At 62.6% G+C, this 24079-nt stretch carries 21 protein-coding genes, 1 tRNA gene and 1 pseudogene; 17 read left to right on the top strand and 6 right to left on the bottom strand.

The features are described 5' to 3' along the window. The first annotated feature begins 59 nt into the window (after nucleotides 1-59). From CO660_RS08045 to CO660_RS08065, 5 genes are all read left to right on the top strand, one after another. Entirely contained in the window at nucleotides 60-1343 is a 1284-nt protein-coding gene (locus tag CO660_RS08045; protein WP_097598280.1) for an FAD-binding oxidoreductase, read from the top strand. 46 nt (nucleotides 1344-1389) lie between these two features. Beyond that, complete coding sequence (locus CO660_RS08050; RefSeq protein ID WP_097598281.1) at nucleotides 1390-2928, top strand: aldehyde dehydrogenase family protein; 1539 nt, start codon at nucleotides 1390-1392, stop codon at nucleotides 2926-2928. Between the two features lie 168 nt (nucleotides 2929-3096). Beyond that, nucleotides 3097-4119: an iron ABC transporter substrate-binding protein gene (locus tag CO660_RS08055; protein ID WP_097598332.1), complete on the top strand. Its 1023-nt coding sequence runs from the start codon at nucleotides 3097-3099 to the stop codon at nucleotides 4117-4119. A 104-nt stretch (nucleotides 4120-4223) separates the two neighbouring features. Further along, nucleotides 4224-5891 (top strand): iron ABC transporter permease, encoded by a 1668-nt coding sequence (locus CO660_RS08060; protein ID WP_097598282.1) that lies wholly within the window; start codon nucleotides 4224-4226, stop codon nucleotides 5889-5891. Further along, a complete protein-coding gene (locus CO660_RS08065) occupies nucleotides 5888-6925 on the top strand; it encodes an ABC transporter ATP-binding protein (RefSeq protein WP_097598283.1) in 1038 nt (345 codons plus the stop codon). The genes CO660_RS08060 and CO660_RS08065 overlap by 4 nt, the downstream gene beginning before the upstream one ends. 42 nt (nucleotides 6926-6967) lie before the next feature. On the opposite strand, the gene CO660_RS08070 is transcribed toward CO660_RS08065, so the two are convergent. The 4 genes and pseudogenes from CO660_RS08070 to CO660_RS08085 all read right to left on the bottom strand — a co-directional run bounded on the left by CO660_RS08070 (nucleotide 6968) and on the right by CO660_RS08085 (nucleotide 12340). Beyond that, on the bottom strand, nucleotides 6968-8302 hold the full coding sequence (locus CO660_RS08070; protein WP_097598284.1) for a glucoamylase family protein: 1335 nt from the start codon (nucleotides 8300-8302) through the stop codon (nucleotides 6968-6970). A gap of 247 nt (nucleotides 8303-8549) precedes the next feature. Then, nucleotides 8550-10333: pseudogene (locus CO660_RS08075) on the bottom strand (gamma-glutamyltransferase family protein). A 47-nt stretch (nucleotides 10334-10380) separates the two neighbouring features. Further along, the gene (locus tag CO660_RS08080) at nucleotides 10381-11823 is read right to left on the bottom strand and encodes a M81 family metallopeptidase (protein WP_097598285.1); all 1443 of its coding nucleotides are present in this window, start codon (nucleotides 11821-11823) and stop codon (nucleotides 10381-10383) included. Nucleotides 11824-12250: 427 nt separating this feature from the next. Then, nucleotides 12251-12340: transfer RNA gene (locus CO660_RS08085), tRNA-Ser, on the bottom strand. Nucleotides 12341-12645: 305 nt separating this feature from the next. On the opposite strand from CO660_RS08085, the gene rplU reads away from it, so the two are divergent. The 4 genes from rplU to CO660_RS08105 all read left to right on the top strand — a co-directional run bounded on the left by rplU (nucleotide 12646) and on the right by CO660_RS08105 (nucleotide 14633). Then, on the top strand, nucleotides 12646-12963 hold the full coding sequence (gene rplU, locus CO660_RS08090) for a 50S ribosomal protein L21 (RefSeq protein WP_007824851.1): 318 nt from the start codon (nucleotides 12646-12648) through the stop codon (nucleotides 12961-12963). Between the two features lie 34 nt (nucleotides 12964-12997). Further along, on the top strand, nucleotides 12998-13267 hold the full coding sequence (gene rpmA / locus CO660_RS08095) for a 50S ribosomal protein L27 (protein WP_004676172.1): 270 nt from the start codon (nucleotides 12998-13000) through the stop codon (nucleotides 13265-13267). 125 nt (nucleotides 13268-13392) lie between these two features. Then, nucleotides 13393-14049, top strand: a complete 657-nt coding sequence (locus CO660_RS08100; RefSeq protein ID WP_097598286.1) for a GNAT family protein — start codon at nucleotides 13393-13395, stop codon at nucleotides 14047-14049. After that, nucleotides 14046-14633, top strand: coding sequence for a GNAT family N-acetyltransferase (locus tag CO660_RS08105; protein WP_097598287.1), 588 nt, complete (start codon nucleotides 14046-14048; stop codon nucleotides 14631-14633). Before CO660_RS08100 ends, CO660_RS08105 begins: the two co-directional genes overlap by 4 nt. Before the next feature lie 37 nt (nucleotides 14634-14670). Here CO660_RS08105 and CO660_RS08110 read toward each other — a convergent pair whose 3' ends face one another. Continuing rightward, nucleotides 14671-15537 carry an endonuclease/exonuclease/phosphatase family protein gene (locus CO660_RS08110; RefSeq protein WP_097598288.1) on the bottom strand — a complete coding sequence of 289 codons (867 nt, stop codon included), beginning with the start codon at nucleotides 15535-15537 and terminating at the stop codon, nucleotides 14671-14673. A gap of 84 nt (nucleotides 15538-15621) precedes the next feature. Here CO660_RS08110 and obgE point away from each other — a divergent pair, with 84 nt between their 5' ends. The 7 genes from obgE to modC all read left to right on the top strand — a co-directional run bounded on the left by obgE (nucleotide 15622) and on the right by modC (nucleotide 23025). After that, entirely contained in the window at nucleotides 15622-16710 is a 1089-nt protein-coding gene (gene obgE / locus CO660_RS08115) for a GTPase ObgE (RefSeq protein ID WP_097598289.1), read from the top strand. Continuing rightward, entirely contained in the window at nucleotides 16697-17866 is a 1170-nt protein-coding gene (gene proB / locus CO660_RS08120) for a glutamate 5-kinase (RefSeq protein ID WP_097598333.1), read from the top strand. Before obgE ends, proB begins: the two co-directional genes overlap by 14 nt. Next, a complete protein-coding gene (locus tag CO660_RS08125; RefSeq protein WP_097598290.1) occupies nucleotides 17859-19142 on the top strand; it encodes a glutamate-5-semialdehyde dehydrogenase in 1284 nt (427 codons plus the stop codon). The genes proB and CO660_RS08125 overlap by 8 nt, the downstream gene beginning before the upstream one ends. A gap of 37 nt (nucleotides 19143-19179) precedes the next feature. Next, nucleotides 19180-19779: a nicotinate-nucleotide adenylyltransferase gene (locus tag CO660_RS08130; RefSeq protein WP_245421306.1), complete on the top strand. Its 600-nt coding sequence runs from the start codon at nucleotides 19180-19182 to the stop codon at nucleotides 19777-19779. 476 nt (nucleotides 19780-20255) lie between these two features. Continuing rightward, nucleotides 20256-21044 (top strand): molybdate ABC transporter substrate-binding protein, encoded by a 789-nt coding sequence (gene modA, locus CO660_RS08135; RefSeq protein ID WP_097598292.1) that lies wholly within the window; start codon nucleotides 20256-20258, stop codon nucleotides 21042-21044. 215 nt (nucleotides 21045-21259) lie between these two features. Further along, on the top strand, nucleotides 21260-21961 hold the full coding sequence (gene modB, locus CO660_RS08140; protein WP_097598293.1) for a molybdate ABC transporter permease subunit: 702 nt from the start codon (nucleotides 21260-21262) through the stop codon (nucleotides 21959-21961). Beyond that, a complete protein-coding gene (modC, locus tag CO660_RS08145; protein WP_097598294.1) occupies nucleotides 21958-23025 on the top strand; it encodes a molybdenum ABC transporter ATP-binding protein in 1068 nt (355 codons plus the stop codon). The genes modB and modC overlap by 4 nt, the downstream gene beginning before the upstream one ends. Here modC and CO660_RS08150 read toward each other — a convergent pair whose 3' ends face one another. After that, nucleotides 23026-23403: a winged helix-turn-helix domain-containing protein gene (locus CO660_RS08150; protein ID WP_097598295.1), complete on the bottom strand. Its 378-nt coding sequence runs from the start codon at nucleotides 23401-23403 to the stop codon at nucleotides 23026-23028. It abuts the gene before it with no gap. Between the two features lie 209 nt (nucleotides 23404-23612). On the opposite strand from CO660_RS08150, the gene rsfS reads away from it, so the two are divergent. After that, the gene (rsfS, locus tag CO660_RS08155) at nucleotides 23613-24056 is read left to right on the top strand and encodes a ribosome silencing factor (RefSeq protein ID WP_085779863.1); all 444 of its coding nucleotides are present in this window, start codon (nucleotides 23613-23615) and stop codon (nucleotides 24054-24056) included. The last annotated feature ends 23 nt before the right edge of the window (nucleotides 24057-24079 follow it).

Raw genomic sequence — 24079 nt, forward strand, 5'->3', positions numbered from 1 at the left:
GCTTCAACCCCTGTTCTTATGCGCTAGAGTACACCGGTTTCATCCGATCGGACTGTGCCATGCTGAATGATCCGCGCTCCCACGGCCTCTGGGAAAAGACCGCAGGCGAACCGCCGGCGACCTCGCCTCTCCAAGGCGCGGTATCGGCCGACGTCGTCATCGTCGGTGGCGGCTATACCGGTCTCTCCGCTGGCCTGCATCTCGCCGAGGCCGGTTCGAAGGTGGTGCTGCTGGAGGCGAAGGAGATCGGCTTCGGCGGTGCGGGGCGCAATGTCGGTCTGATCAATGCCGGCATGTGGGTGATGCCCAACGACCTCCCCGGTGTGCTCGGCCCAGTCCATGGCGAACGGCTGCTCGATTTACTCGGAAATGCGCCGAAGCTCGTCATGGAACTGATCGACAAACATGGGATCGCCTGCGAACTCGAGCGCAACGGCACGCTGCACTGCGCCGTCGGCGCCGAGGGGCTGAAGGAGATCGAGGAGCGCGCGGCGCAATGGTCGGCCCGCGGCGCGCCCGTCGCACTGCTGGATGCGGCTGAGACGGCCAAGCGCATCGGCAGCGAGGCTTATGCCGGTTCGCTGCTCGATCTGCGGGCCGGAACGCTGCAGCCGCTTGCCTATGCACGCGGCCTCGCCCATGCCGCGGTCAAGGCAGGCGTCGCCATTCATACATCGAGCCCCGTGACCGCAACGGAGCGCCAAGGCAGCCGCTGGGCGGTGAAGACGAAAAACGGCGAGGCCAGCGCAGACTGGATCATCGTTGCCACCGATGCCTACAGCACCGGCCCCTTCGAGCAGGTGCGCAACGAGCAGGTCTACCTGCCCTATTTCAATTTCGCCACCGCACCGCTCGGCCACAATCTTCGTCAGTCGATCCTGCCGGGGCGGGAAGGCGCATGGGACACCAAGGATATTCTTTCCTCCTTCCGCATGGATCGGGCTGGGCGCCTCGTCTTCGGCAGCGTCGGCGCGCTACGCAATACCGGGCTTGCGGTGCACAAGGGCTGGGCCAAGCGCGCCTTGAAGCGGCTCTTCCCCGTTATCGGCGATATCGAATTCGAATGCGAATGGTATGGCCAGATCGGCATGACCGACAATGCGCTGCCGCGCTTCCACAAATTCGCCCCCAATGTCATCGGCTTTTCGGGCTATAATGGCCGCGGCATAGCCCCGGGCACGGTCTTCGGCCGCACATTGGCCGAGCATATTCTCGGTCGGCTTGCCGAGGCCGATCTGCCGCTGCCGCTGACGTCACCCACCGAGCCGAGCTTCCGTGCGCTCAAGGAACTATGGTACGAAGCCGGGGCTCAGGTTGCCCATTTCGCCGATGCCCGCTTCTGAGAACCGATGTCCGCTTCTTGAGAACAATAAGATTGGAAACCCGACAATGACCATAGCCGTCCTCGATCTCGCCACCGAAACCGCCAAGCTGCTCGCCGAACTCGGCGTCGATGCCGGCCGCTATCACGGCGGCACGCTGTCCGTCACCTCGCCGGTCACCGGCAAGGAAATCGGCAGGCTCAGAGAACATTCCGTTTCCGAAACGAAAGCGGCAATCGAAGAGGCGCATAAGGCTTTCCTCGAATGGCGTTCGGTTCCGGCGCCGAAGCGCGGCGAGCTGGTCCGCCTGCTCGGTGAGGAGCTGCGCGCCGCCAAGACGGCGCTCGGCCGTCTGGTCTCGATCGAAGTCGGCAAGATCACCTCGGAAGGCCTCGGCGAAGTACAGGAGATGATCGACATCTGCGATTTCGCCGTCGGCCTGTCGCGCCAGCTCTACGGCCTGACGATCGCCACCGAACGCTCCGAGCACCGGATGATGGAAAGCTGGCACCCGCTCGGCGCGATCGGCATCATCTCCGCCTTCAACTTCCCGGTCGCCGTCTGGTCGTGGAATGCGGCGCTGGCGATGGTCTGCGGCAATTCCACCGTCTGGAAACCGTCGGAAAAGACGCCACTGACCGCCCTTGCCGTGCAGGCGCTGTTCGAAAAGGCCCTGAAGCGCTTCGTCGCCGAGGGCGGCAAGGCGCCGGCCAATCTATCCACCCTGATCATCGGCGGCCGTGAGGTCGGCGAGGTGCTGGTCGACCACCCGAAAATCCCGCTGGTTTCCGCCACCGGCTCGACGGCCATGGGCCGCGCCGTCGGCCCGCGCCTGTCGCAGCGTTTTGCCCGCGCCATACTCGAACTCGGCGGCAACAATGCCGCGATCGTCTGCCCGAGCGCCGACCTCGACCTGACGCTGCGTGGCGTCGCCTTCTCCGCCATGGGCACGGCCGGCCAGCGCTGCACGACACTGCGCCGTCTCTTCGTCCATGAAAGCGTCTACAACAAGCTGGTGCCGCGCCTGCAGAAGGCCTACGGCTCCGTCACCATCGGCAATCCGCTGGAGACCGGCACACTGGTGGGCCCGCTGATCGACGGTCAGGCTTTCGAGAAGATGCAGGCAGCGCTCGGCGAGGCAAAGGCGGCCGGCGGCAAGGTGACCGGCGGCGAACGCGTCGACAATGGTTCGGCCGATGCCTTCTACGTTCGCCCGGCGCTGGTCGAAATGCCCGATCAGATCGGCCCGGTCGAGCACGAGACCTTCGCGCCCATTCTCTACGTCATCAAATACAGCGATTTCAATGCGGTGCTGGACTTGCACAATGCCGTGCCGCAGGGATTGTCGTCGTCGATCTTCACCAACGACATGCGCGAGGCGGAAACCTTCGTTTCGGCGCGCGGCTCGGATTGCGGTATCGCCAACGTCAACCTCGGGCCTTCGGGCGCCGAAATCGGCGGCGCCTTCGGGGGCGAAAAAGAGACCGGCGGCGGACGCGAATCCGGCTCGGATGCCTGGAAGGCCTATATGCGCCGCGCGACCAACACGATCAATTACGGCAGCACGCTGCCGCTTGCGCAGGGTGTCAAGTTCGACGTCGAATAAGCACAATCTCAACAAAGGCGACACTGGGCCCAGCGTCGCCTTTTTGTCTCGATCGAGATTTATCCCTTGCAATCTGAAATATTGGGTCAAGATTTTGTGATGCTTTTTTCAGTCAAGAAAAATATACGCCTCTTACCCTGTTGGGGTGACATCGCCATGGAGGCCCTCATGACTACTGCTGTTAACCGTTTTTCCCACGTGCTGGCGCTCGCCGCTTCGCTTCTCTCCACCACGGTGCTCGCAGGCAGCGCCAATGCGCAGGATGAAGGTCTCGTCGTCTACAATGCGCAGCACGAAAGCCTGGGCCGCGAATGGATCGGTGCCTTTACCAAGGAGACCGGCATCAAGGTCACCATGCGCCAGGGCGGCGACATGCAATTCGCCAACCAGATCATTCAGGAAGGCGACGCATCCCCCGCCGATGTTTTCCTGACCGAGAATTCGCCGGCCATGACGCTGGTAGACGGCGCCGGCCTCTTCGCCCCGGTCGAAAAGGAAACGCTGGATCAGGTGCCGGAGCAGTATCGTCCGGCCGACGGCATGTGGACCGGCATTGCCGCCCGCTCTACCGTCTTTGCCTATGACAAGACGAAGCTCAGCGAAGACAAGCTACCGAAGTCGCTGCTCGACCTCGCCGAACCCGCCTGGAAGGGCCGCTGGGGTGCATCGCCTGCCGGCGCCGACTTTCAGGCCATCGTCGCCGCGCTGCTGCAACTGAAGGGTGAAGATGCCACCAAGGCATGGCTGAAGGGTCTCAAGGACAATGCGACACCCTACAAGGGCAACAGCGTTGCCATGAAGGCGGTCAATTCAGGTGAAGTCGAAGGCGCGGTCATCTATCACTACTACTGGTTCGGCGATCAGGCGAAGACCGGCGAAAACAGCAAGAATGTCGGCATGCATTACTTCAAGAATCAGGATCCGGGCGCTTTCATCAGCGTTTCGGGCGGCGGCGTCCTGAAGTCCACGCAGCACATGAAGGAAGCGCAGGCTTTCCTGAAATTCGTCACCAGCAAGGCAGGCCAGGCGGTTCTGAAGAACGGCTCGTCCTATGAATATGCCGTTGGCAAGGACGCCCCTTCCAATGACAAGCTCGTTCCGCTTGCCGACCTCAACGCGCCGAAGGTCGAAGCCTCGACGCTGGACAGCAAGAAGGTCGTGGAACTGATGACCGCGGCAGGTCTGATCTAGGCTTTCTGCGTGTCGCAGCACCTGTGCGGGAGAAGCGTCGGGCTTTCTGCCGCAGGCTTGCAGCAGCCAAAACTATTGCTTTTGGCTCAAGAAAACCTTAGGGCATGACGGGATCGGGCAACTGTCTTTCCAAGACGGTTGCCTTCCTTTTTCAGCGTATGAAGGCATCGGCCTTGCTGCAGGACAACAGATTTTTCGTCGCCGGCAACGAGGCGCCGGTCGCGCCGAAGCGCGCGCGAATGCTATTGCCGCGCCGGCGCATGCCGCACGCGCCCGTGATGCTACTCGCCACCGTCATCGCAATCTTCAGTCTCGTGCCGCTCGGCTTCATCGGCTGGATAACTTACGATGTTGGCTGGGAGACGGTGAAAACACTCGTCTTCCGGGCCCGTGTCGGCGAACTCCTCATCAATACGGTTCTTTTGGAATCGATCACCATCCCGCTGTCGATCGCGCTGGCCGTGACGCTTGCCTGGCTGACCGAACGAACGGATATACCGTTCGCCAGGCTCTGGGCCTGGCTGGCGATCGCGCCGCTCGCGGTGCCGGCCTTCGTGCACAGCTATGCCTGGGTCAGCCTTATCCCCGGCATGCGCGGCCTTGAGAGCGGCGTCTTCGTTTCTGTCCTCGCTTACTATCCCTTTCTCTATCTGCCGGTTGCCGCAGCGTTGCGCCGTCTCGACCCGGCCATCGAGGATGCCGCCGCCTCCCTTGGTCTCGACCCCTGGCGCGTCTTCTTCCGAACCGTGCTGCCGCAGTTGAGGTTTGCCATTTGCGGCGGGTCGCTGCTGATCGCGCTGCACCTGCTGTCGGAATACGGCCTGTTCGTCATGATCCGGTTCGACACTTTCGCCACCGCGATCGTCGACCAGTTCCAATCCTCCTACAACAGCCCGGCCTCCAACATGCTCGGCGGTGTACTCGTTGCCTGCTGCCTTTTCCTGCTTGGCCTCGAAGTGCTGCTGCGCGGCAACGAACGTTATGCCCGCGTCGGCTCCGGCTCGCCGCGTCCGGCCGATCGCCGGCGTCTCGGCTGGTTCGTGGGGCCGGCCATCCTGCTGCCTGTTGTCCTGGCGGTGCTGACGCTCGGCGTGCCGTTGATGACGCTCGGCCGCTGGCTCTATCTCGGCGGCAGCGAGATCTGGCGCATCGAAGTCGGCACCGCCTTCCTGCAGACGATGGCGCTCGCTATGGCCGGCGGCGTGCTGGCGACGATTGCCGCAGCCCCCATGGCCTGGCTTTCCGTGCGCGCGCCCGGCCGCTTTCAGCGCCTGCTCGAAGCCTGCCACTATTATGTCGGCTCGCTGCCCGGCGTCGTCGTGGCGCTGGCGCTGGTGACGATCACCGTTCGTATCGTGCTGCCGCTCTATCAGACCTTCGCAACGCTGCTCGTCGCCTATGTGATGCTTTTCCTGCCCCGGGCCATGGTCGGCCTGCGCGCCAGCATCGCCCAGGCGCCGGTGGAGCTGGAGCGCGCCGCGATGGGCCTCGGCCGCACCCCCGGCCAGGCGGTGCGGCAGATCACCATGCGGCTTGCCGCACCGGGGGCCGCTGCCAGCATCGCCCTGACCGCACTTGGCATTACCAATGAACTCACGGCGACGCTGATGCTCTCGCCAAACGGCGTCGATACGCTGGCGACGAAATTCTGGTCGCTGACGAGCGAGATCGATTATGTCTCGGCCGCCCCTTACGCCGTCATGATGGTCGTGCTCTCGCTGCCGCTCACCCTGACGCTTTATACGCAATCGAAACGGACCGCCGGCCAATGACGCTGCTTACGATTGAAAACATCAGCAAGCGCTACGGGCCTGTCCAGGCGCTGAAGGATATTTCGCTCGATGTCCAGGCCGGCAGCCGCACAGCCGTCATCGGCCCGTCCGGCTCGGGCAAGACGACCCTGCTGCGCATCATCGCGGGCTTCGAGCAGGCCGATGCCGGCAGGGTGACATTGGATGGCGACGTGCTGGCCGATGGCCTGGCGGCGGTGCCGGCCCACAAGCGGGGCATCGGCATCGTCTCCCAGGATGGCGCGCTGTTTCCGCACTTAAGCGTGGCTGAAAATATCGGCTTCGGCTTCGAACGGGGTGCTGCCGATCGTGAGCGGCGCATCGCCGAGCTGCTCGATATGGTCGAGCTCGACCGCGGCATGCTGGCGCGGCGCCCGCACCAGCTTTCCGGCGGGCAGCAGCAGCGCGTGGCGCTCGCCCGCGCCCTCGGCCGCAAGCCGCGGCTGATGCTGCTCGACGAACCATTCTCGGCGCTCGACACCGGCTTGCGGGAAAACATGCGCAAGGCTGTCGCGCGCGTCCTGCAGGCGGCCGGCATTCCCGCGGTTCTCGTGACGCACGATCAGGAAGAGGCACTGAGTTTTGCCGATCAGGTCGCGGTCCTGAGGGAAGGGCGGCTGATCCAGGCGGGTTCGCCGCAAACGCTATATCTGCATCCCAGAGACCGCGAGACGGCGCTGTTCCTCGGCGATGCCGTGCTGCTTCCGGCCATCATCCGGAACGGTCTTGCCGACTGTGCTCTCGGCCATGTCGCCGTCGAAGGCAGCCGCCAGGGCAAAGCGGAAATCATGCTGCGGCCCGAGCAGATTCGCGTCATTGCCGGGGAAAGCGATCGCGACTACGGCGGACGGGTTGTCGAGGTGGAGTTCGGCGGCGCGGTCTGCACGGTCGCCGTCTCGCTCGATGGCGTTGCCCTGCCGCCGATCCGGATCAAAACCTCGAGCGTCGCCCTTCCCTCGCGAGGCGATCTCGTGCGCCTGGATATATCGGGCAAGGCACACGTCTTCGATCGCTGAGCATAATCCGTTCCGGAAAATCAGTTTCCGTCGGTTTGTGCGCTAACCGACCCTGCGCACCAGCTCTTGCGGCTCGATGTCCTCAAGCCAGCCGCCGGTAAAGCCGGCGCGCTCGAGCCCGCGGCGGATGATCGGCGATTGCCGCATCAGCTTCCAGATGAAATCGGAACGCTCGTTTTCCACGGTCATGACGATCAGGCCCTGGTCGATGCCGACGGTGCGGTCGTCCACCCAACCCTCCGGACGTTTGGTCTGGACGGTCGGATTGAAGCCGCCGGGGAAGCCGCCCTCCAACAGCAGGTTCGGATAGGTGGTCAGCAGCGTCTTGGTGCCGTCGAGAGCCGCCTGCCGGTCATAGGGCAGGCAGGCAAGTGCGGCCCAGGGTGCTATCGTGCCGTCATCGGGTCCGAGCGGCGCGCCGCGTGCGGCATAACCCAGAACCTTCGGCTGCCGGCCGCCGCGCATGCGCCGGGTGGGCGGTGGGCCGTCGCAGGCGGTAAAGCCCCAGACATTCCTGTTGTAACCGACGAAACCGCCGGGATTGCGCTCGGCATAGTCGCGCTGCATGTTGATGACGACCTGGGTGTTGCGGAAATAGTCCCAGTTGCGCTCCATCATCGGTCTGTCCTGGATGCCGCGGAAATCGATCCAGGCATGCGAGAAGAGATGAATGAAAAGCGGGCCGGCATAGAGATACGGCTGCTCGCCGAACATCATCCAGGAATAGCTCGATGTGAAGGCGTCGTAGCTCGACTGCGGGATGGGATGCGTCGGCGAGGCGAGCGCTAGCGCATAAAGGATGATCGCCTCGTCGAAGCCGTGATAACGCCAGCGCAGGAAGCCCGACGAAGGCTTCCATCCCATGGAAATGGCGTCACCCTTGTTCAGCGCCCAGCGCCAGTCGACGCGTTCGTAGATGAAGGTCGCGAGCTGACGGATTTCGATCTCCGTCTCGTCGTCTCCGCGATTGAAATATTGCGCTGAGGTCAGTACGCCGGCGATCAGCAGCGCCGTATCGATGGTCGAAAGCTCACTGTTCCAGGCGCGATTGCCGCTATCCATGTGGAGAAAATGGTAGAAGAAGCCGCGATGGCCGGTCGCATGGCGCTCTTCGCCCTGGCGCGCCTCGGCGAAGAAACGCAGCGTATTGACCGTGCGCTCGGCTGCTTCCTTGCGGCTGATCCAGCAACGCTCGACAGCAACCGGATAGGAGGAAAGGGCAAAACCGACGGCCGCAATGCTCGCCGGCACGCCGCCGATCGAGGTATCGGCCACCAGGCCATTTTCGGGATTGGAATATTTCAGGAAGTACTTGAATGCCGAATGCTGCAACCTGTCTATGAGGGCTGCATCAATGTCTTCGATCCGCTGCAGCATAGGCTCCTACCCAACTGTTGCACCGCCCCATGCATGAACATGGTGGTCGTCCCCGGGCAAATCAAACCTTTTTGATTCGCAAGGATAAGAGAACACAAACGGAGGCGATTGGTCGTTAACAATTATCGGTGAAATAATATCTAGCATAAGTCATATAAGCGGTGCAGCAAAAGGAGGGCCCTGCGCCGCACCGGCACAGCTTCTCAGGCAATATTTGTTGCCTCCAGGCGCTCTGAAAGGCGGCCCATTATCGGCCGACCGCATAGGCCTGCATGAGGCGCGGGGTGGCTGCGGCGCGCATCAGCCCGTCGGCATCGCGTCGGGCGGCGGTCAGCCGGCCGATTGTCCAGGCATCGGTGATCGTCAGCTTGTGGCCCTTTCTGGCGAGCGCGTCGAGCACATCCGGACCGAAATTCTCTTCTGCCATCAGGCTGCCGGGTCCGCGGGTGCGGGGATAGAAGGAACTCGGAAAATGAGCGGTATGAAAGAGCGGCTGATCGATCGCCGCCTGCAGGTTCAGCTTGTGATGGACATGGCGCAGGAAGAAGGAAAGCTGCCATTGCTCCTGCTGATCGCCTCCCGGCGTGCCGAAAACAAGGGTTGGTCGGCCCTCGAAGAGGCCAAGGGACGGCGTCAGCGTCGTGCGCGGCCGTTTTCCCGGAGCAAGCGAGGTCGGCAGGCCTGGCTTGAGCCAGAACATCTGCGCGCGGGAATTGAGGCAGAAGCCGAGGCCCGGCACGGTTGGCGAAGACTGAAGCCAGCCGCCGGACGGCGTGACGGAGACCATGTTGCCGTAACGGTCGATCACGTCGATATGCACGGTATCGCCGCGCTTTTCGGACAGATGCGCCATGGTCGGCTCGTAGACGGCGCCGGTCTTGGATTCGGCGCCGAGCATCTTCATCGTCAGATCATGCTGCGCTTCGAAACCTGGAATGATGCCGGGGCGAAGATCGAAGGAGGCATCCGCGCCGACGAGTTTGCGGCGCTCGGCAGCGTAGCGCTCCGACAGCAGATCTGCGACGGGATCTCCGAAAAACGCGGATCGCCGTAATAGACTTCGCGGTCGGCAAAGGCGAGCTTCATCGCCTCGACGACGGTATGAACGAAATCGGCACCATCCGATCTCATCGCGGCGAGGTCGAAACCCCTCAGGATCGACAAGGTCTGCAGGAAGACCGGACCCTGACCCCACGGCCCAGTCTTGGCGATCGTCCAGCCGTGATAATCATAGGTCAGCGGCTCCTCGATCGTCGCCGACCAATTGGCCATGTCGCTTGCGGTGAGCACGCCCTTGTGGCGCTTGCCGCTGGCATCCATCACTTCGGCCGCCTTCAGGTAGGCGTCGATCTTCTCGGCGATGAAGCCGCGATAGAATGCGTCGCGCGCTGCCTCCACCTGTGCTTCCCGATCATTTTTTGCTTCGGCTTCGGCAATGACGCGCTTCCAGGTTTCAGCCAGCGCCGGATTGCGGAAATTCGACTGCGCTTCGGGAACGTTGCCGCCAGGCAGCCAGGTTTCGTGGGAGGTGGGCCATTCCTTTTCGAAGAAGGCAGCAAGCCCCTTGATGGTCGCCGAGACCCGCGGCAGCAGCGGATGGCCATGCTCGGCATAATAGATCGCCGGTTCCAGCACCTCGCGCACGCTCATCGTGCCGTAGTCGCGCAGCATCAGCATCCAGCCGTCGAAGGCGCCGGGAATGACCGTCGCAAGCAGGCCGTCGCCGGGGATGAGCGCCAGGCCTTCTCTTGTATAGTGCTCGATCGTCGCTCCGGCCGGTGCGGGCCCTTGCGCTGAGATGACCTCGACTTTGTCCCTCTTCTTCGAATAGATCACCGCCGGCAGGTCGCCGCCGGGGCCACAGAGATGCGGCTCGACGATCTGCAGCACGAAGCCGGTCGCCACCGCCGCATCGAAAGCGTTGCCGCCCTTTTCGAGAATGCTCATGCCGACCGCCGAGCCGATCCAGTGCGTCGAAGTGACCACGCCGAAGGTGCCGAGAATTTCAGGACGAGTCGTAAATCCGGTCATGCCGAACATCCTCTCTGCAAATCATCCCTGTTCGGGTCGGTAGGACCTCAAGCCCGCAGCGAACGCGCGGAGAGGAAGACCCGCGGCTCGAAGGCAAAATCCTTGTCGAAGGGGTAGGTCGGATGCTGCTTGCGCAGCCGCGGCAGGCGCTCGACGAACTGATCGACCACGCCCTCCGACAGCGCCATCAGGTTAGGGTTTGCGATCGGCGCCAGTTCCGGCGAGAGATAGCCCGATTTGACGACGATGATCTTGGCAGCGTGCGGGTCTAGGCCGAGCCGGGTGAAATCGGCGATATTGTGGTAGGGTCGCCGTTTCGCCGAGAGCACGAGATCGATGCCACCGATCGAAACGACCGCCTGCCGATCGGCGGCGTCGGCGGTCTCGTGCAGGAATTTGACGGTAAAGCGGGCATTGACCGGTCTGCTGCCCTTGGTATCGAGCGATGCCCCGACACTGAGAACAAGCTCAGCCCCGACACCTGCGGCGTAACAGGTTTCGGTCGCCGCCTTGTCGGCAATGCCGGCAAAGACGACGCCATCAGCACCTTTGGCGATCAACTCAGCCAGGACATCGGCCCGGTCTCCGACGCCGCCGCCGGTCGGGTTGTCGCCGGATTCGGCGAGCACGACGGGAGCGGTCGGGCTGGCGATCGCCCTCGCAACGCACTCCTCGACCGAACCGGTCTCGCAGCCGAAGACGAAGTCCTCGCGGGCATTCCAATAGGCCTCGGCAAGGCGCCTCGCCTCGCGTTCCAGCACCGCACGGTCAGTGCCGGTCATGATGACGGCGGCCGTGGCGCGCGGTTCGTCGGCCCAGACATAGCCGACCATCAGCGACGCATCCCAGACGCCATCAATCGCGTCGATCTCCGGCAGTTCGGCATAGAGGCTTTTAGCCGGCTCATCGACAGTGCTGGTGCGCTCACCGGGCAGGACGACCGGGATCGGCGCCCAGAGAACGATCGGCCTCACACCTGTTTTCAGGCTTTTGACCAGCATGGAAACCGAACGGCGCATCGTCTCCTCGACATCGATATGCGGCGCGGTGCGATAGGTAGAGTAGATGTCGAGCGCATCGATGATGCGCTGGGTGACATTACCGTGCAGGTCATAGCTTGCCGAGACAGTGCATTCCTCGCCGACGAGGGCGCGGGCCGCACTGATCCAGTCGCCTTCGGCATCCTCCATGCCCTCGACATACATGGCGCCGTGCATGGCAAGGTACAGACCGTCGAGCGGCAGTAACGGCTTCAGCCGCTCGAGGAATTCGCTCTTGAAGGCCTCATAGGTGCCGCGCGAAACCGGCCCGCCGGCAATGGCGCGGGCATGGATCGTCGGCAGGAACTCGGCATCATAATCCTTCAGAAAGGTGAAATAGGGCGATTCCAGCAGCCCCTCCCCGCGCAACACCCGAAAGTCCTTTTCCTCATTCAGAACGGGATTGTATGTGCTGCATTCAATGTGAATGCCACCGACGGCAATGCGCATGGGGAACCTCGGTTGAAAGTGGGAGCGATCAGGAAAGGTATGGGTGGCGACGGGCTGAACACGGAGGCGGTTTCAATCCGAAGACGTGCCCCTTGTCCGATCCTGATGATAGTTCGCGAAACGAGCCAATCAACCGCAAATAGACAACAAATTTGCTCCGGGCCGGTCGCCTGGATCGACGATCCGGATCCCGTCATGCAAGGAATTTTTCGATGAGCGCCTTGGCAACCGATTTGCTCAAACGAGCGAGGTTCGCTTGACAAGCGCAAAGCAACTGCAACGCCGGCCTCAAGCGTGTGAGATCGATCCTGCGTCAGCACTGGCGGGTCCAGCCAAGCATTAAGGCCGGCCGTCCGCTGTTGGCGAAAAATACCGCAGCCGTAGCCCGAGAATCGAATGGTAGGTAGCGGTCTGGGCAGGAGCATGATGGCGGAGAGGGTGGGATTTGAACCCACGATACCCTTGCAGGTATGCCGCATTTCGAGTGCGGTGCATTCGACCACTCTGCCACCTCTCCGCGGTCTTGGTCGGCGCTTGTTCGGCGCGGGCGTTCTCATAACGGGCAGATGACAGGTTGGCAAGCCGAAATCTCAAGCTTTTCCATCCTTTTGCCTTGACACCTTTCCGTCACTCGCGTATCCCGCATCCGCAATAGGAGTGGAGTAGTCCGCCCCTTGCCCGCCTCGCGCTCGCGCGGGGTTTCACCGGCAGACCAGAGTTCCGGGCTAGTTCCCTGAAATCCCTGCTTAACTTCGACTGATAAAAAGACGGCCACCTGCGGAAACAGCGGGGAGCGCCGGAACGAACATGAAAGGATAAAAAATGTTCGCAGTCATCAAGACCGGCGGTAAGCAGTACCGTGTGGCAGCCAACGACGTGCTGACCATCGAGAAGCTTGAAGCATCCGCTGGCGACTCCATTGAATTCACCGAAGTCCTCGTGATCGGCGAAGGCGCCGACGCGGCGATCGGTGCGCCCTTCGTAGCCGGCGCCTCCGTCAAGGCGGAAGTCGTCGACCAGACCCGCGGCAAGAAGGTCATCGCCTTCAAGAAGCGCCGTCGTCAGAATTCGAAGCGTTCGCGCGGCCATCGCCAGCATCACACGGTCGTCCGTATCACGGACATCGTGGCTGCCAAGTAAGATCAACGGGTTTCAGGTTTAAAGGAGAACTCCAATGGCACATAAAAAAGCTGGCGGTTCCTCGCGCAACGGTCGCGATTCCGAATCCAAGCGCCTTGGCGTGAAGAAGTTCGGCGGCGAAGCCGTCATCGCAGGCAACATCATCGTGCGTCAGCGCGGTACGCAGTGGCATCCCGGTTCCAACGTCGGCCTCGGCAAGGATCACACGATCTTTGCACTTACCGCCGGCAATGTGGACTACCGAACGAAGGCCAACGGTCGCGTCTACGTGTCTGTCATGCCGAAAGCGGAAGCAGCGGAATAAGCCGGTAGCGCTCAAAAACAGCCGGCGTCTCATCGACCCGGCTGGCCGTACCAGGTTCAGTCCAGAAAACAGGGGAGATGGGGCGCCATCTCCCCTTTTTCTTTGTCCAAACAGGAGGACTGAACATGCAAGGCGAATTGATAAGGGTAGACCAATCACGGTCTTCCCGGGAAGACCAGCGGTCTTCCAAGGAACGGCTGAGGCCGGAGCGGTTAAGGACCGATTGCCCTGTCTTGTTATCGGAAAGGCTCGTCATGCGCGCGCCCCACGAGGAAGACATCGACGCCCTTGCCCATCTCGCCAACAACGCCAAAGTCGCCACCATGGTATCGCGTATGCCGCACCCCTATACCGCCAATGATGCCGCCGACTTTGTTTGGCGTTCGCGAAATGGCGAGATTGGCAAGTGCGTCTATGCCATCACCAAAGCCGAAAACGGCGCCTTCATGGGGTGCTGCGGCGTGGAACCGCACAGCGACGGCAAGACCGTCGAGATCGGTTACTGGCTGGGTGAGCCCTATTGGAACCAGGGCTACACCACCGAGGCCTGCCATGCCCTCGTCGACATGGTGTTCCGGACGCGGCAGGACGTCGACCAGATCGACGCCCGTTGCCGGGTGATGAACGTCGCCTCGCGCCGCGTCATCCAGAAGTGCGGCTTCCAGTTCCAGGGATCGGGGCTTGCGGCCTCGCTGGCGCTCGGCAGCAACGTGCCTGTGGAATGGTACAGGCTCGACCGCAAGACCTGGATGTCGCTCCGAAGCTGGGGGAACAGCGCATGAGCACGACGGCACTGCAAAGGCCGGACACCAAGCCGATGATGCCCGGCCCCGCGCCTGATATCTCGACCGCCCGGCTGACGCTCCGCCCGCACAGGCTGAGCGACGCGCCCGCCATCGCGGAATCGCTTGCCGATTTCGCGGTGACGCGCATGCTTTCCCGCGTCCCCGCGCCCTTCGACAGGCAGGATGCGCTGGATTGGCTGATGCCGGTCACGTCAGGCACGCTGCCGGACTGGTCGCTCGCCATCACCGGCAATGACGATGTCCATATCGGCGCCGTCTCGATCGAACTGCGCCACGGCCGCTGGCACCTCGGCTACTGGCTGAACCGTTACTACTGGCGACGCGGCTATATGAGCGAGGCGGTGGCGGCGATCATCGAACGCTTTTCGCGCCGCATGCCGGAGACGCCTGTTCATTCCGGTGTCTTCGCCGACAACCCGGCTTCGCTGCGACTGCAGGAGAAGCTCGGTTTCCGCATGACCGGTTGCGGCGAAATCTATTGTTTCGCCCGCAACACCATGGTGTCGCATATCGAAACCGTGCTGCAGCCGGGCGCGCTGCAGCCGCGTAAGGTTGCCTAATTGAAAAGGAGATGCCGCCCGACCGGTGGCGTCTCCATCAATCCTCGATCTCGACCCACAGGGGAAAATGATCGGAACCGAGGGATTGCGTATCGATCCGGGCGGATTTCAACCGGCTCTCCAGGCCGCAACTGACGAAGCAATAGTCAAGATGCATGCGTTTGCCGTGATCATCGGGATCCATCCAGCTGTAGCTGTCCGGCGTGTAAGCGTTAAGCGCCGCAAAAGCGTCCATCGGCGTGCCGATCCTGGCAACACGGCCGTAATATCCGCCGCCGGCACCGGCAAGCGCGCAATATTCCGGCGATTCCCTCTCCATGTTGAAATCGCCCATGATCATATAGTCGTCGGGCAGCGGCAGCTCCGGCAGATCAAGCTCGCCACCACCCGTCAGCGATCCGCCCTCCTGGACGAATGCGTTGACTTGCCCGTTCAAGAATTGCAGCTGGCGGATGCGCTCGTCGGCGGAGACATGGTCGAGATGCACCGAGTAGACGCGGATCGCTCCGCCCGGAATGGCGATCAGCGCCTCGGTTGCGCCGCGCTGCAGGTTGATCTTGGCGATCGTCCGGCTGCGTGGCAGAAGCAGCGTCCGCGTCGACAGGATCGGCCAGCGCGACATCACCATATTGCCGAACTGAAAACGCGTGCCGCGCACCGGCTGCAGGCCGCCTTTGCCCCCGTCGATATGGATGTCGCAGGCCGGCCCAAACACCCAGAAATGGTCGGGAAACAAGGCGGCAATCCCTGCCACCATGTCGGCAAAACCGTTGCGGGAAAAGCCGCGGGTCACTTCTTGCAGCGCGATGACATCGGCGCCTTCGAGGCTCCGGGCGATCCGCGCCAGATCGTATCGGCCGTCGAGACCGAAGCCGTACTGTATGTTATAGCTCACAAAATTCACGATAATCTTTGACCTCCGTCGGAACCGCCTATATCGAATGGGCCAAGACGGGCCGTCCAACTGCCACGGAATATTGGAAGTAAAATGAAATTTCTCGACGAAGCAAAGGTCTATATCCGATCCGGAGATGGCGGCGCGGGCAGCGTTTCCTTCCGGCGCGAGAAATTCATCGAGTTCGGCGGCCCCGATGGCGGTGATGGCGGACGCGGCGGCGATGTCTGGGTGGAGGCCGTCAATGGCCTGAACACGCTGATCGATTTCCGCTACCAGCAGCATTTCAAAGCGACGATCGGCACCCACGGCATGGGCCGCAACCGCACCGGCGCCAACGGTAGCGACGTGACGCTGAAGGTCCCGGTGGGAACCCAGATCTTCGAGGAAGACCGGGAAACAATGATCTGCGACCTGACCGAGGAAGGCCAGCGTTACTGCCTCGCCCATGGCGGCAATGGCGGCTTCGGCAACGCCCATTTCAAAACCTCGGTCAACCAGGCCCCTGACTGGGCCAATCCCGGCCTGCCAGGCGAGGAAAAAACCATCTGGCTGCGGCTGAAGCTGATTGCCGATGCCGGCCTTGTCGGCCTGCCCAATGCCGGCAAGTCGACCTTCCTGGCATCGGTTACCCGCGCCCGGCCGAAGATCGCCAACTACCCCTTTACCACGCTGCATCCCAATCTCGGCGTTGCCACGGTTGACGAGCGGGAGTTCATTCTTGCCGATATTCCGGGCCTGATCGAAGGCGCCCATGAAGGTGTCGGCATCGGCGACCGTTTCCTCGGCCATGTCGAGCGCACCCGCGTGCTGCTCCATCTTGTCTCCGCCCAGGAGGAAAAGGTTGGTAAGGCCTATAAGACGGTCAAACACGAGCTCGAAGCCTATGGCAATGAGCTGACCGACAAGCCCGAGATCGTGGCGCTTTCGCAGATCGACGTGCTTGACGAGGCCGAACTGAAGAAGAAGACGAAGGAGCTGGCGAAGGCCTGCGGCAAGACTCCCTTCCAGATCTCCGCTGTCACCGGCAGGGGCATGACCGAGGTTCTGCGCGCGCTGCGCGATATCATCGTCGAAGAGAATGCCGAGGAAAAGCCCGCCAAGGTGCCGAAGCTCCGGCATCGCGACATGATCGTCAGCAAAGAAGGCACGGACGAGGATGCGGCCGATGACCAGCCGTAAGCCGCTTGGCCGCTACCGCCGCATCGTCATCAAGATCGGCTCGGCCCTGCTGGTCGATCGTAAGGCCGGGCTGAAGAAGGCCTGGCTCGATGCGATGTGCGCCGATATTGCAGGCCTGAAGGCCAAGGGGATCGACGTGCTCGTCGTCTCCTCGGGGGCAATCGCGCTCGGCCGCTCGGTGCTCAACCTGCCCGCCGGCGCGCTGAAGCTTGAGGAAAGCCAGGCCGCCGCCGCCGTCGGCCAGATCGCCTTGGCGCGCGCCTGGTCGGAGAGCCTGTCGCGCGACGAAATCGTCGCCGGCCAGATCCTGCTGACGCTCGGCGATACCGAGGAGCGCCGCCGCTATCTCAACGCACGCGCCACCATCAATCAGCTCCTGAAGATCGGCGCCGTGCCGATCATCAACGAGAACGATACGGTCGCGACCAGCGAGATCCGCTATGGCGACAACGACCGGCTTGCCGCCCGTGTGGCGACGATGACCGGCGCCGACCTGCTCATCCTCCTTTCCGATATTGACGGCCTCTACACCGCGCCGCCGCATCTCGATCCGAATGCGGCCTTCCTCGAGACGATCGGCGAAATCACCCCGGAAATCGAGGCGATGGCCGGAGGGGCCGCCTCCGAGCTCTCGCGTGGCGGCATGCGCACCAAGATCGATGCCGGCAAGATCGCCACCACGTCGGGCTGCGCCATGATCATCGCGTCGGGCAAGACCGAAAGCCCTTTGTCGGCGATCGAAAACGGCGCGCGCTCCTCCTGGTTCGCCCCTTCGGGAACACCGGTCACCGCCCGCAAGACCTGGATCGCCGGGCAGTTGCAGCCGGCAGGCGAACTGCATGTCGACGAGGGCGCCGTCACCGCGCTCGGCGCCGGCAAGAGCTTGCTTCCCGCCGGCGTGCGCAGCGTTTCCGGCCTCTTCAGCCGCGGCGACACGGTAGCGATCATCGGACCGGCCGGTCGCGAGATCGCCCGCGGGTTGGCAAGCTACGATGCCGAGGACGCCCGCCGCATCGCCGGCCGCAAGTCGGCCGAGATCGCGGCCATTCTCGGTTATGCAGGACGCGCCGCCATGGTCCATCGCGACGACATGGTGATGACCGCCCAGATCAGACCGAAATCGGAAAGGCAGAAGAAGGACGCGAGCTATGCTTGATACCGTTGCGCCGGGGCCTGACATTGATGCGCTGATGAACGACATCGGCCGCAAGGCGAAGGCTGCCGCGCGACCGTTGGGCTTTGCGTCCACCGAGGCGAAGAACAAGGCCCTGAACGCCATGGCCGACGCGATCCTGGCGAGCAGGGCGCATATCCTGGCCGAAAACGCCAAGGACCTGAAGGATATCGAAGGCAGCGAAACGCTTGCCTCCTTCGTCGACCGGTTGACGCTGAACGAAAAGCGGATTGCCGAGATGGCCGAGGGAATCCGCGCCATCGCCGCCCTTGCCGATCCGGTTGGCGAAGTCATCGCCGCCTGGGACCGGCCGAACGGCCTGAAGATCGAGCGCGCCCGCACGCCGCTCGGCGTCATCGGGGTGATCTTCGAAAGCCGGCCGAACGTCACCGCCGATGCCGGGGCGCTCTGCCTGAAAGCGGGCAATGCGGTCATCCTGCGCTGCGGCTCGGATTCGCGCCGTTCATCGCAGGCTATCCATGCCTGCATGGTCGAAGGCCTGAAGGTAGCGGGACTTCCAGAGCATGCGATTCAACTCGTTCCGGTCACCGACCGCGCCGCCGTCGGCGCCATGCTGCGTGGCCTCGACGGCGCAATCGACGTCATCGTGCCGCGCGGCGGCAAGAGCCTGGTTGCCCGCGTCCAGAACGAGGCCCGGGTGCCGGTCTTCGCCCATCTCGAAGGCCTTTGCCACATCTATGTCGATGCATCGGCCGATCTTGAGATGGCGAAGAAGATCGTCGTCAACGCCAAGATGCGCCGCACCGGCATCTGCGGCGCTGCCGAGACTCTGCTCGTCGATATCGCGGCAACCGGCACGCATCTGACGCCGCTGCTCGAGGTGCTGACGGACGCCGGCTGCGAGATCCGCGCTTCGGCGGCGGTGCTGAAGGTTGCGCCCGGCCTGACGCCCGCGACGGAGGAGGACTGGTCGACCGAATATCTCGACGCGATCATCTCGGTCGCCGTCGTCGACGGCATATCGGGCGCCATCGCCCATATCCAGACATACTCCTCGAACCACACCGAGGCCGTCATCGCCGAAGACCCCGGCGTCGTCGAGCGTTTTTTCACCGAAGTCGATTCGGCGATCCTGCTGCACAACGCTTCTACACAGTTCGCCGATGGCGGCGAGTTCGGCATGGGCGCGGAAATCGGCATCGCCACCGGCAAGATGCATGCCCGCGGCCCCGTCGGCGTCGAACAGCTGACCTCCTTCAAATACCGGGTGCGCGGTGCCGGACAGACCCGACCCTGACGTGACGACGGAAGAGCTGGACCGACGTTATCTCCGCATGCCGCACAGCGAGCGCGGCATGATCGTCGGCCTGTTCGGCGGGTCTTTCAATCCGCCGCATGAGGGCCATGCGCTCGTCGCCGAAATCGCCATCAAGCGGCTCGGTCTCGACCAACTCTGGTGGATGGTGACCCCCGGCAATCCGCTGAAAAGCCGCAATCTTCTCGCGCCGCTCGCCGAACGAATTGCCGAAAGCGAGCGTGTCGCCGCCGATCCGCGCATCAAGGTCACCGCTTTCGAACAGACGCTCGGCGTCAGCTACACCGCCAATACGCTGGCCCGCGTCAAGGCCCGCAATCCGCATGTGCATTTCATTTGGATCATGGGCGCCGACAGCCTGCAGACCTTTCACAAATGGCAGAAATGGCAGGAGATCGCCCGCACTTTCCCGATCGCGGTGATCGACCGGCCGGGCGCGACGCTCTCCTATCTCTCTTCGAAAATGACGCGGAGCTTCGATTTCGCCCGCGTCGACGAGGACGATGCGCGCGTTCTCTGGAAGAAGCGGGCACCGGCTTGGACCTTCATCCACGGCCCACGCTCCGGCCTGAGCTCGACGGCAATCCGCAACGGCGCTTTGCCGGGCACGGTCAGATAGTTGATTTTAGAAAAAATCCCGGAAACGAGAAAGCCCGACGGGGGAGGAGATCCGTCGGGCTTATAAACTCGATCGACAACTGGGAGGAGGAGTGTTGCCGATCCTGTCGAACGGCTATGGGAGGAGGAGAAAGCCGTTTCGATGACTGTGTTGTACCATATTCCGCGGCAAGGTGAATATCATTTTGTGCAATGCAGCAATGCAACCGACGCAATACTGCGCTCACGAGGCGTCGAATGCTGCCGCATTAATCGGCAAGCTCTGCAAAACAACTCTTTCCCCCCTGCGGGTCCGCTGATTTGGCAATCGCCATCCCCGCTCATTGCGCGCCTACGGACCAACCTCTCAAAAGCAAGCCCGTCATGAAGAGATAAGCCCGGCCGCCGTAGGGTTATATTTTCACGGACATATCCCCTAGCAAAACTATGAGTATCGTTATATTCGTAGAAACATTTCGATACCTGGGGAGTGAATGCATGCAGAACCGCCGCCAATGGATGAAGCTGGCAACCGCCGCGATCGCGGCTCTCTGCATAGGCGCGGCGCTGCCGGCACCAACCGCAGCCGCTGAGAAGCTGACCGTGTTTGCCGCGGCAAGTCTCAAAAATGCGCTCGACGCCGCCAATGCCGCTTGGACCCAGGAGAGCGGCAAGGAAGCCGTCGCCTCCTATGCGGCGAGCGGGGCTCTTGCCAAGCAGATCGAAAACGCCGCGCCGGCCGACATCTTCATCTCGGCCGACCTCGACTGGATGGACTACCTCGCGGATAAGAAGCTGATCAAAGCCGACACCCGCTCGAACCTGCTCGGAAACCGGATCGTGCTCGTGGCCGAAAAGGACAAGGCAAAGCCGGTCGAGATCAAACAGGGTTTCGATCTCGCCGCTTTGCTCGGTGACGGCAGGCTTGCCATGGGTGAGCCGAAATCGGTTCCCGCGGGCAAATACGGCGTGGCTGCGCTGGAAAAACTCGGCGTCTGGACATCGGTCGAAAGCAAGGTCGCCGGCGCCGAAAGCGTACGCGTAGCCCTCGCCCTTGTCTCCCGCGGCGAAGCGCCTTACGGCATCGTCTACCAGACCGACGCAGCGGCCGACCAGGGTGTCGCGATCGTCGGCACCTTCCCGGCCGACTCCCACCCACCGATCATCTATCCGGTCGCGATCGTTGCTAAGAGCAAGAACCCGGATGCAAGGGCCTATCTCGACTTCCTGAAATCGGACAAGGCGTCCGTCTTCTTCACGGCGCAGGGCTTCACTATCCTGAAGTGATTGAGAAACTGAGGCGATTGCGGAATCAGGGGCGACAGCTTAGCGTCAGTCAAGGCTGCTGACCCACTGCTCTGGCTGCCCGCTTCGTTCAGATGGTTGCCCCTCACCCTAACCCTCTCCCCGTGGATGAGGGGCAGGCGTCGAGTGACACCGCAGGTTCGTCATCAAACTGAGGCTTGCCTCGGCGACTTCGATTATCAGGGAGACGGTTTGGATTGGATATTCTGGGCCTGAGCAATGAGGAATGGACGGCGATCCTGCTCAGCCTGCGCGTCTCGATCGTCGCGATGCTGGCGAGCCTGCCCTTCGGCATTCTCGTTGCCCTGCTCTTGGCCCGCGGCCGCTTCTGGGGCAAGTCGGTGCTGAACGGCATCGTTCACCTGCCGCTGATCCTGCCGCCCGTCGTCACCGGTTTCCTTCTCCTGATCCTCTTCGGCCGCCGCGGCCCGATCGGCAGTCTGCTCGACCAGCATTTCGGCATCGTCTTCTCCTTCCGCTGGACGGGCGCCGCACTCGCCTGCGCCGTCATGGCCTTTCCCTTGATGGTGCGCAGCATCCGCCTTTCGATCGAAGCGGTCGACCGCAAGCTGGAAGAGGCGGCCGGAACGCTCGGCGCCGGCCCTGCCTGGATTTTCCTGACGATCACACTGCCGTTGACGCTCCCGGGCATCATCGTCGGCATGATCCTTTCTTTCGCCAAGGCGATGGGGGAATTCGGCGCGACGATCACCTTCGTCTCCAACATTCCCGGCGAGACGCAGACGCTGCCGGCCGCGATCTACACCTTCACCCAGGTGCCGGGCGGTGATGCCGGTGCGCTGCGGCTGACGCTCGTCGCCATCGTCATATCCATGGCCGCCCTGCTCGCCTCCGAATTCCTCGCTCGTCTCGCCGGCCGGAGGATCGATCCGGAATGACGCTGATCGTCGAGGCAAAACAAAGGCTCGGTGCCTTCACACTCGACGCCGCCTTCACCTCCGAAGGCGGTGTGACCGCATTGTTCGGCCGCTCCGGCTCCGGCAAAACCTCACTGATGCGCATCATTGCCGGTCTCGCCCGGCCGGATGAGGGCCGCGTCGTGCTTGACGGCGAGCGCCTCACCGAAACGACAGCTGGCATCTTCGTCCCGAAACACCGCCGCCGTTTCGGTTATGTCTTCCAGGAGGCGCGGCTGTTCCCGCATCTGAGCGTCCGCGCCAATCTTTCCTACGGCCGCTGGTTTGCCCCTAAGGCGGCACACCGCGAGAGCTTCGACCATATCATCGACCTGCTCGGCATCGAGCCGCTGTTGGAACGCAGCCCCGCAAAACTTTCCGGCGGCGAAAAGCAGCGGGTCGCGATCGGCCGCGCCCTTCTCTCCTCGCCGCGCCTGCTCCTGATGGACGAGCCGCTTGCCGCCCTCGACGAGGCGCGCAAGGCCGAGATCCTGCCCTATCTCGAGCGGTTGCGCGATGAGACCGAAATCCCGATCGTCTATGTCAGCCATGCGATCGCCGAGGTGGCGCGGCTGGCAAGCCAGGTCGTCGTCATGCACGACGGCAAAGTCGAGGCGACAGGTCCCGCAATCGACATATTGAGCCATCCCTCTGCGGCTTCCGACCGGAAAGAGGTGGGGGCGCTGCTCGAAGGCACGGTCGAGAGCTTCGATGCGCGCCACCGCCTGTCGATCGTCGCCCTGAAATCCAACCGGCTGCATATTCCCGGCACCGCCCTTGCCTCAGGCAGACCGGTCCGCATCCGCATTCCTTCCCGAGATGTCATGCTGGCGACCGCAAGGCCCGAGGGTCTGAGCGCGCTGAACATTCTTGAAGGCAGAATCGAAAACATGTCACCGGACGACGACGGGACGGTCGAAATCCGGCTCGATTGTGACGGCGATGCCGTTCTCTCGCGCATCACCGCGCTTTCCTGCGAGCGCCTCGATCTCCGGCCCGGCAAGACCGTCTTCGCCATCATCAAGACGGTTGCCCTGGAAAGCTGATCAATCGTGCTCGCCAAGCAGCAGGTTACGCTTGGCTTCGAGCCAGGCGAGATCCTCGGCAAGGCTCTCCCGCACCGTCTGTTCCATCCGGCGAAACCGCGCTAGCAATTCTTCGCCGAACGGCGTCAATGCCGCGCCGCCGCCCTTCTGGCCGCCGCGCTGCGGCTCCACCACCTGTTCTGAGAACATCCGGTTCATCTCGCTGACGAGCAGCCACGCGCGGCGATAGGACATGTCCATCGCCCGCCCGGCCGCCGAGATCGACCCGGTCGCGCGGATATGCTCCAGCAGCTCCATCTTGCCGTGACCGAGGCGGTGCTCATTCGGGAAGCTGATTCGCAGGACGGGAACAGGTGTTTTTACGGCTGAGTCGGTCATCGAATCGGAAAATCGAGGAATTTGCCGCACTTTACGCCGCGGTACGGAAACTGTACACCGACCGCACAAGCAGCCCCGGCGGCAATATTCTTCATTTCGGACGTCAGATCGGATTTTCGGCCGCTCTGTACCTTAGCACGTCTTGAAACATTAATGGTTTGATGCCTATCTTAACCATGATCCGGCCTTAATCGGATCTCGTGTTGTGCATGGTTTGTCATTCCAGGAAAGGAAAAAAACTGACAACAGTACACGCCAAGGGAAAAACGCTCGCCGTTGTCCCGAAGAGTGCGGAACGTGGCGCCGATGCCGCTGCCCGCGCCTTAGAAGCCGTCCTCACCAGCCTTGAGGACTCCAAAGCTGAAGATATCGTCACGATCGACATTGCCGGAAAATCGGCGCTTGGAGACTACATGGTGGTCGTCTCCGGCCGCTCGAACAGGCACGTCCTGGCGATCTCGGATCACCTGCTCACCGATCTCAAGGACGAAGGTTTCGGTACGGCCCGCGTCGAAGGTCAGGAAGGCGGCGATTGGATCCTGATCGACACCGGTGACATCATCGTGCATGTGTTCCGTCCCGAAATCCGCGAGTTCTACAACATCGAAAAGATGTGGGCGGCTCCGGATATGGATGAAGAAACACGGCACTGACAGGCGGGCCGGCATCGCCCGGC

Origin of the sequence: Rhizobium sp. L9, from assembly GCF_002531885.1 — a bacterium.
Classification (GTDB): Bacteria; Pseudomonadota; Alphaproteobacteria; order Rhizobiales; family Rhizobiaceae; genus Rhizobium.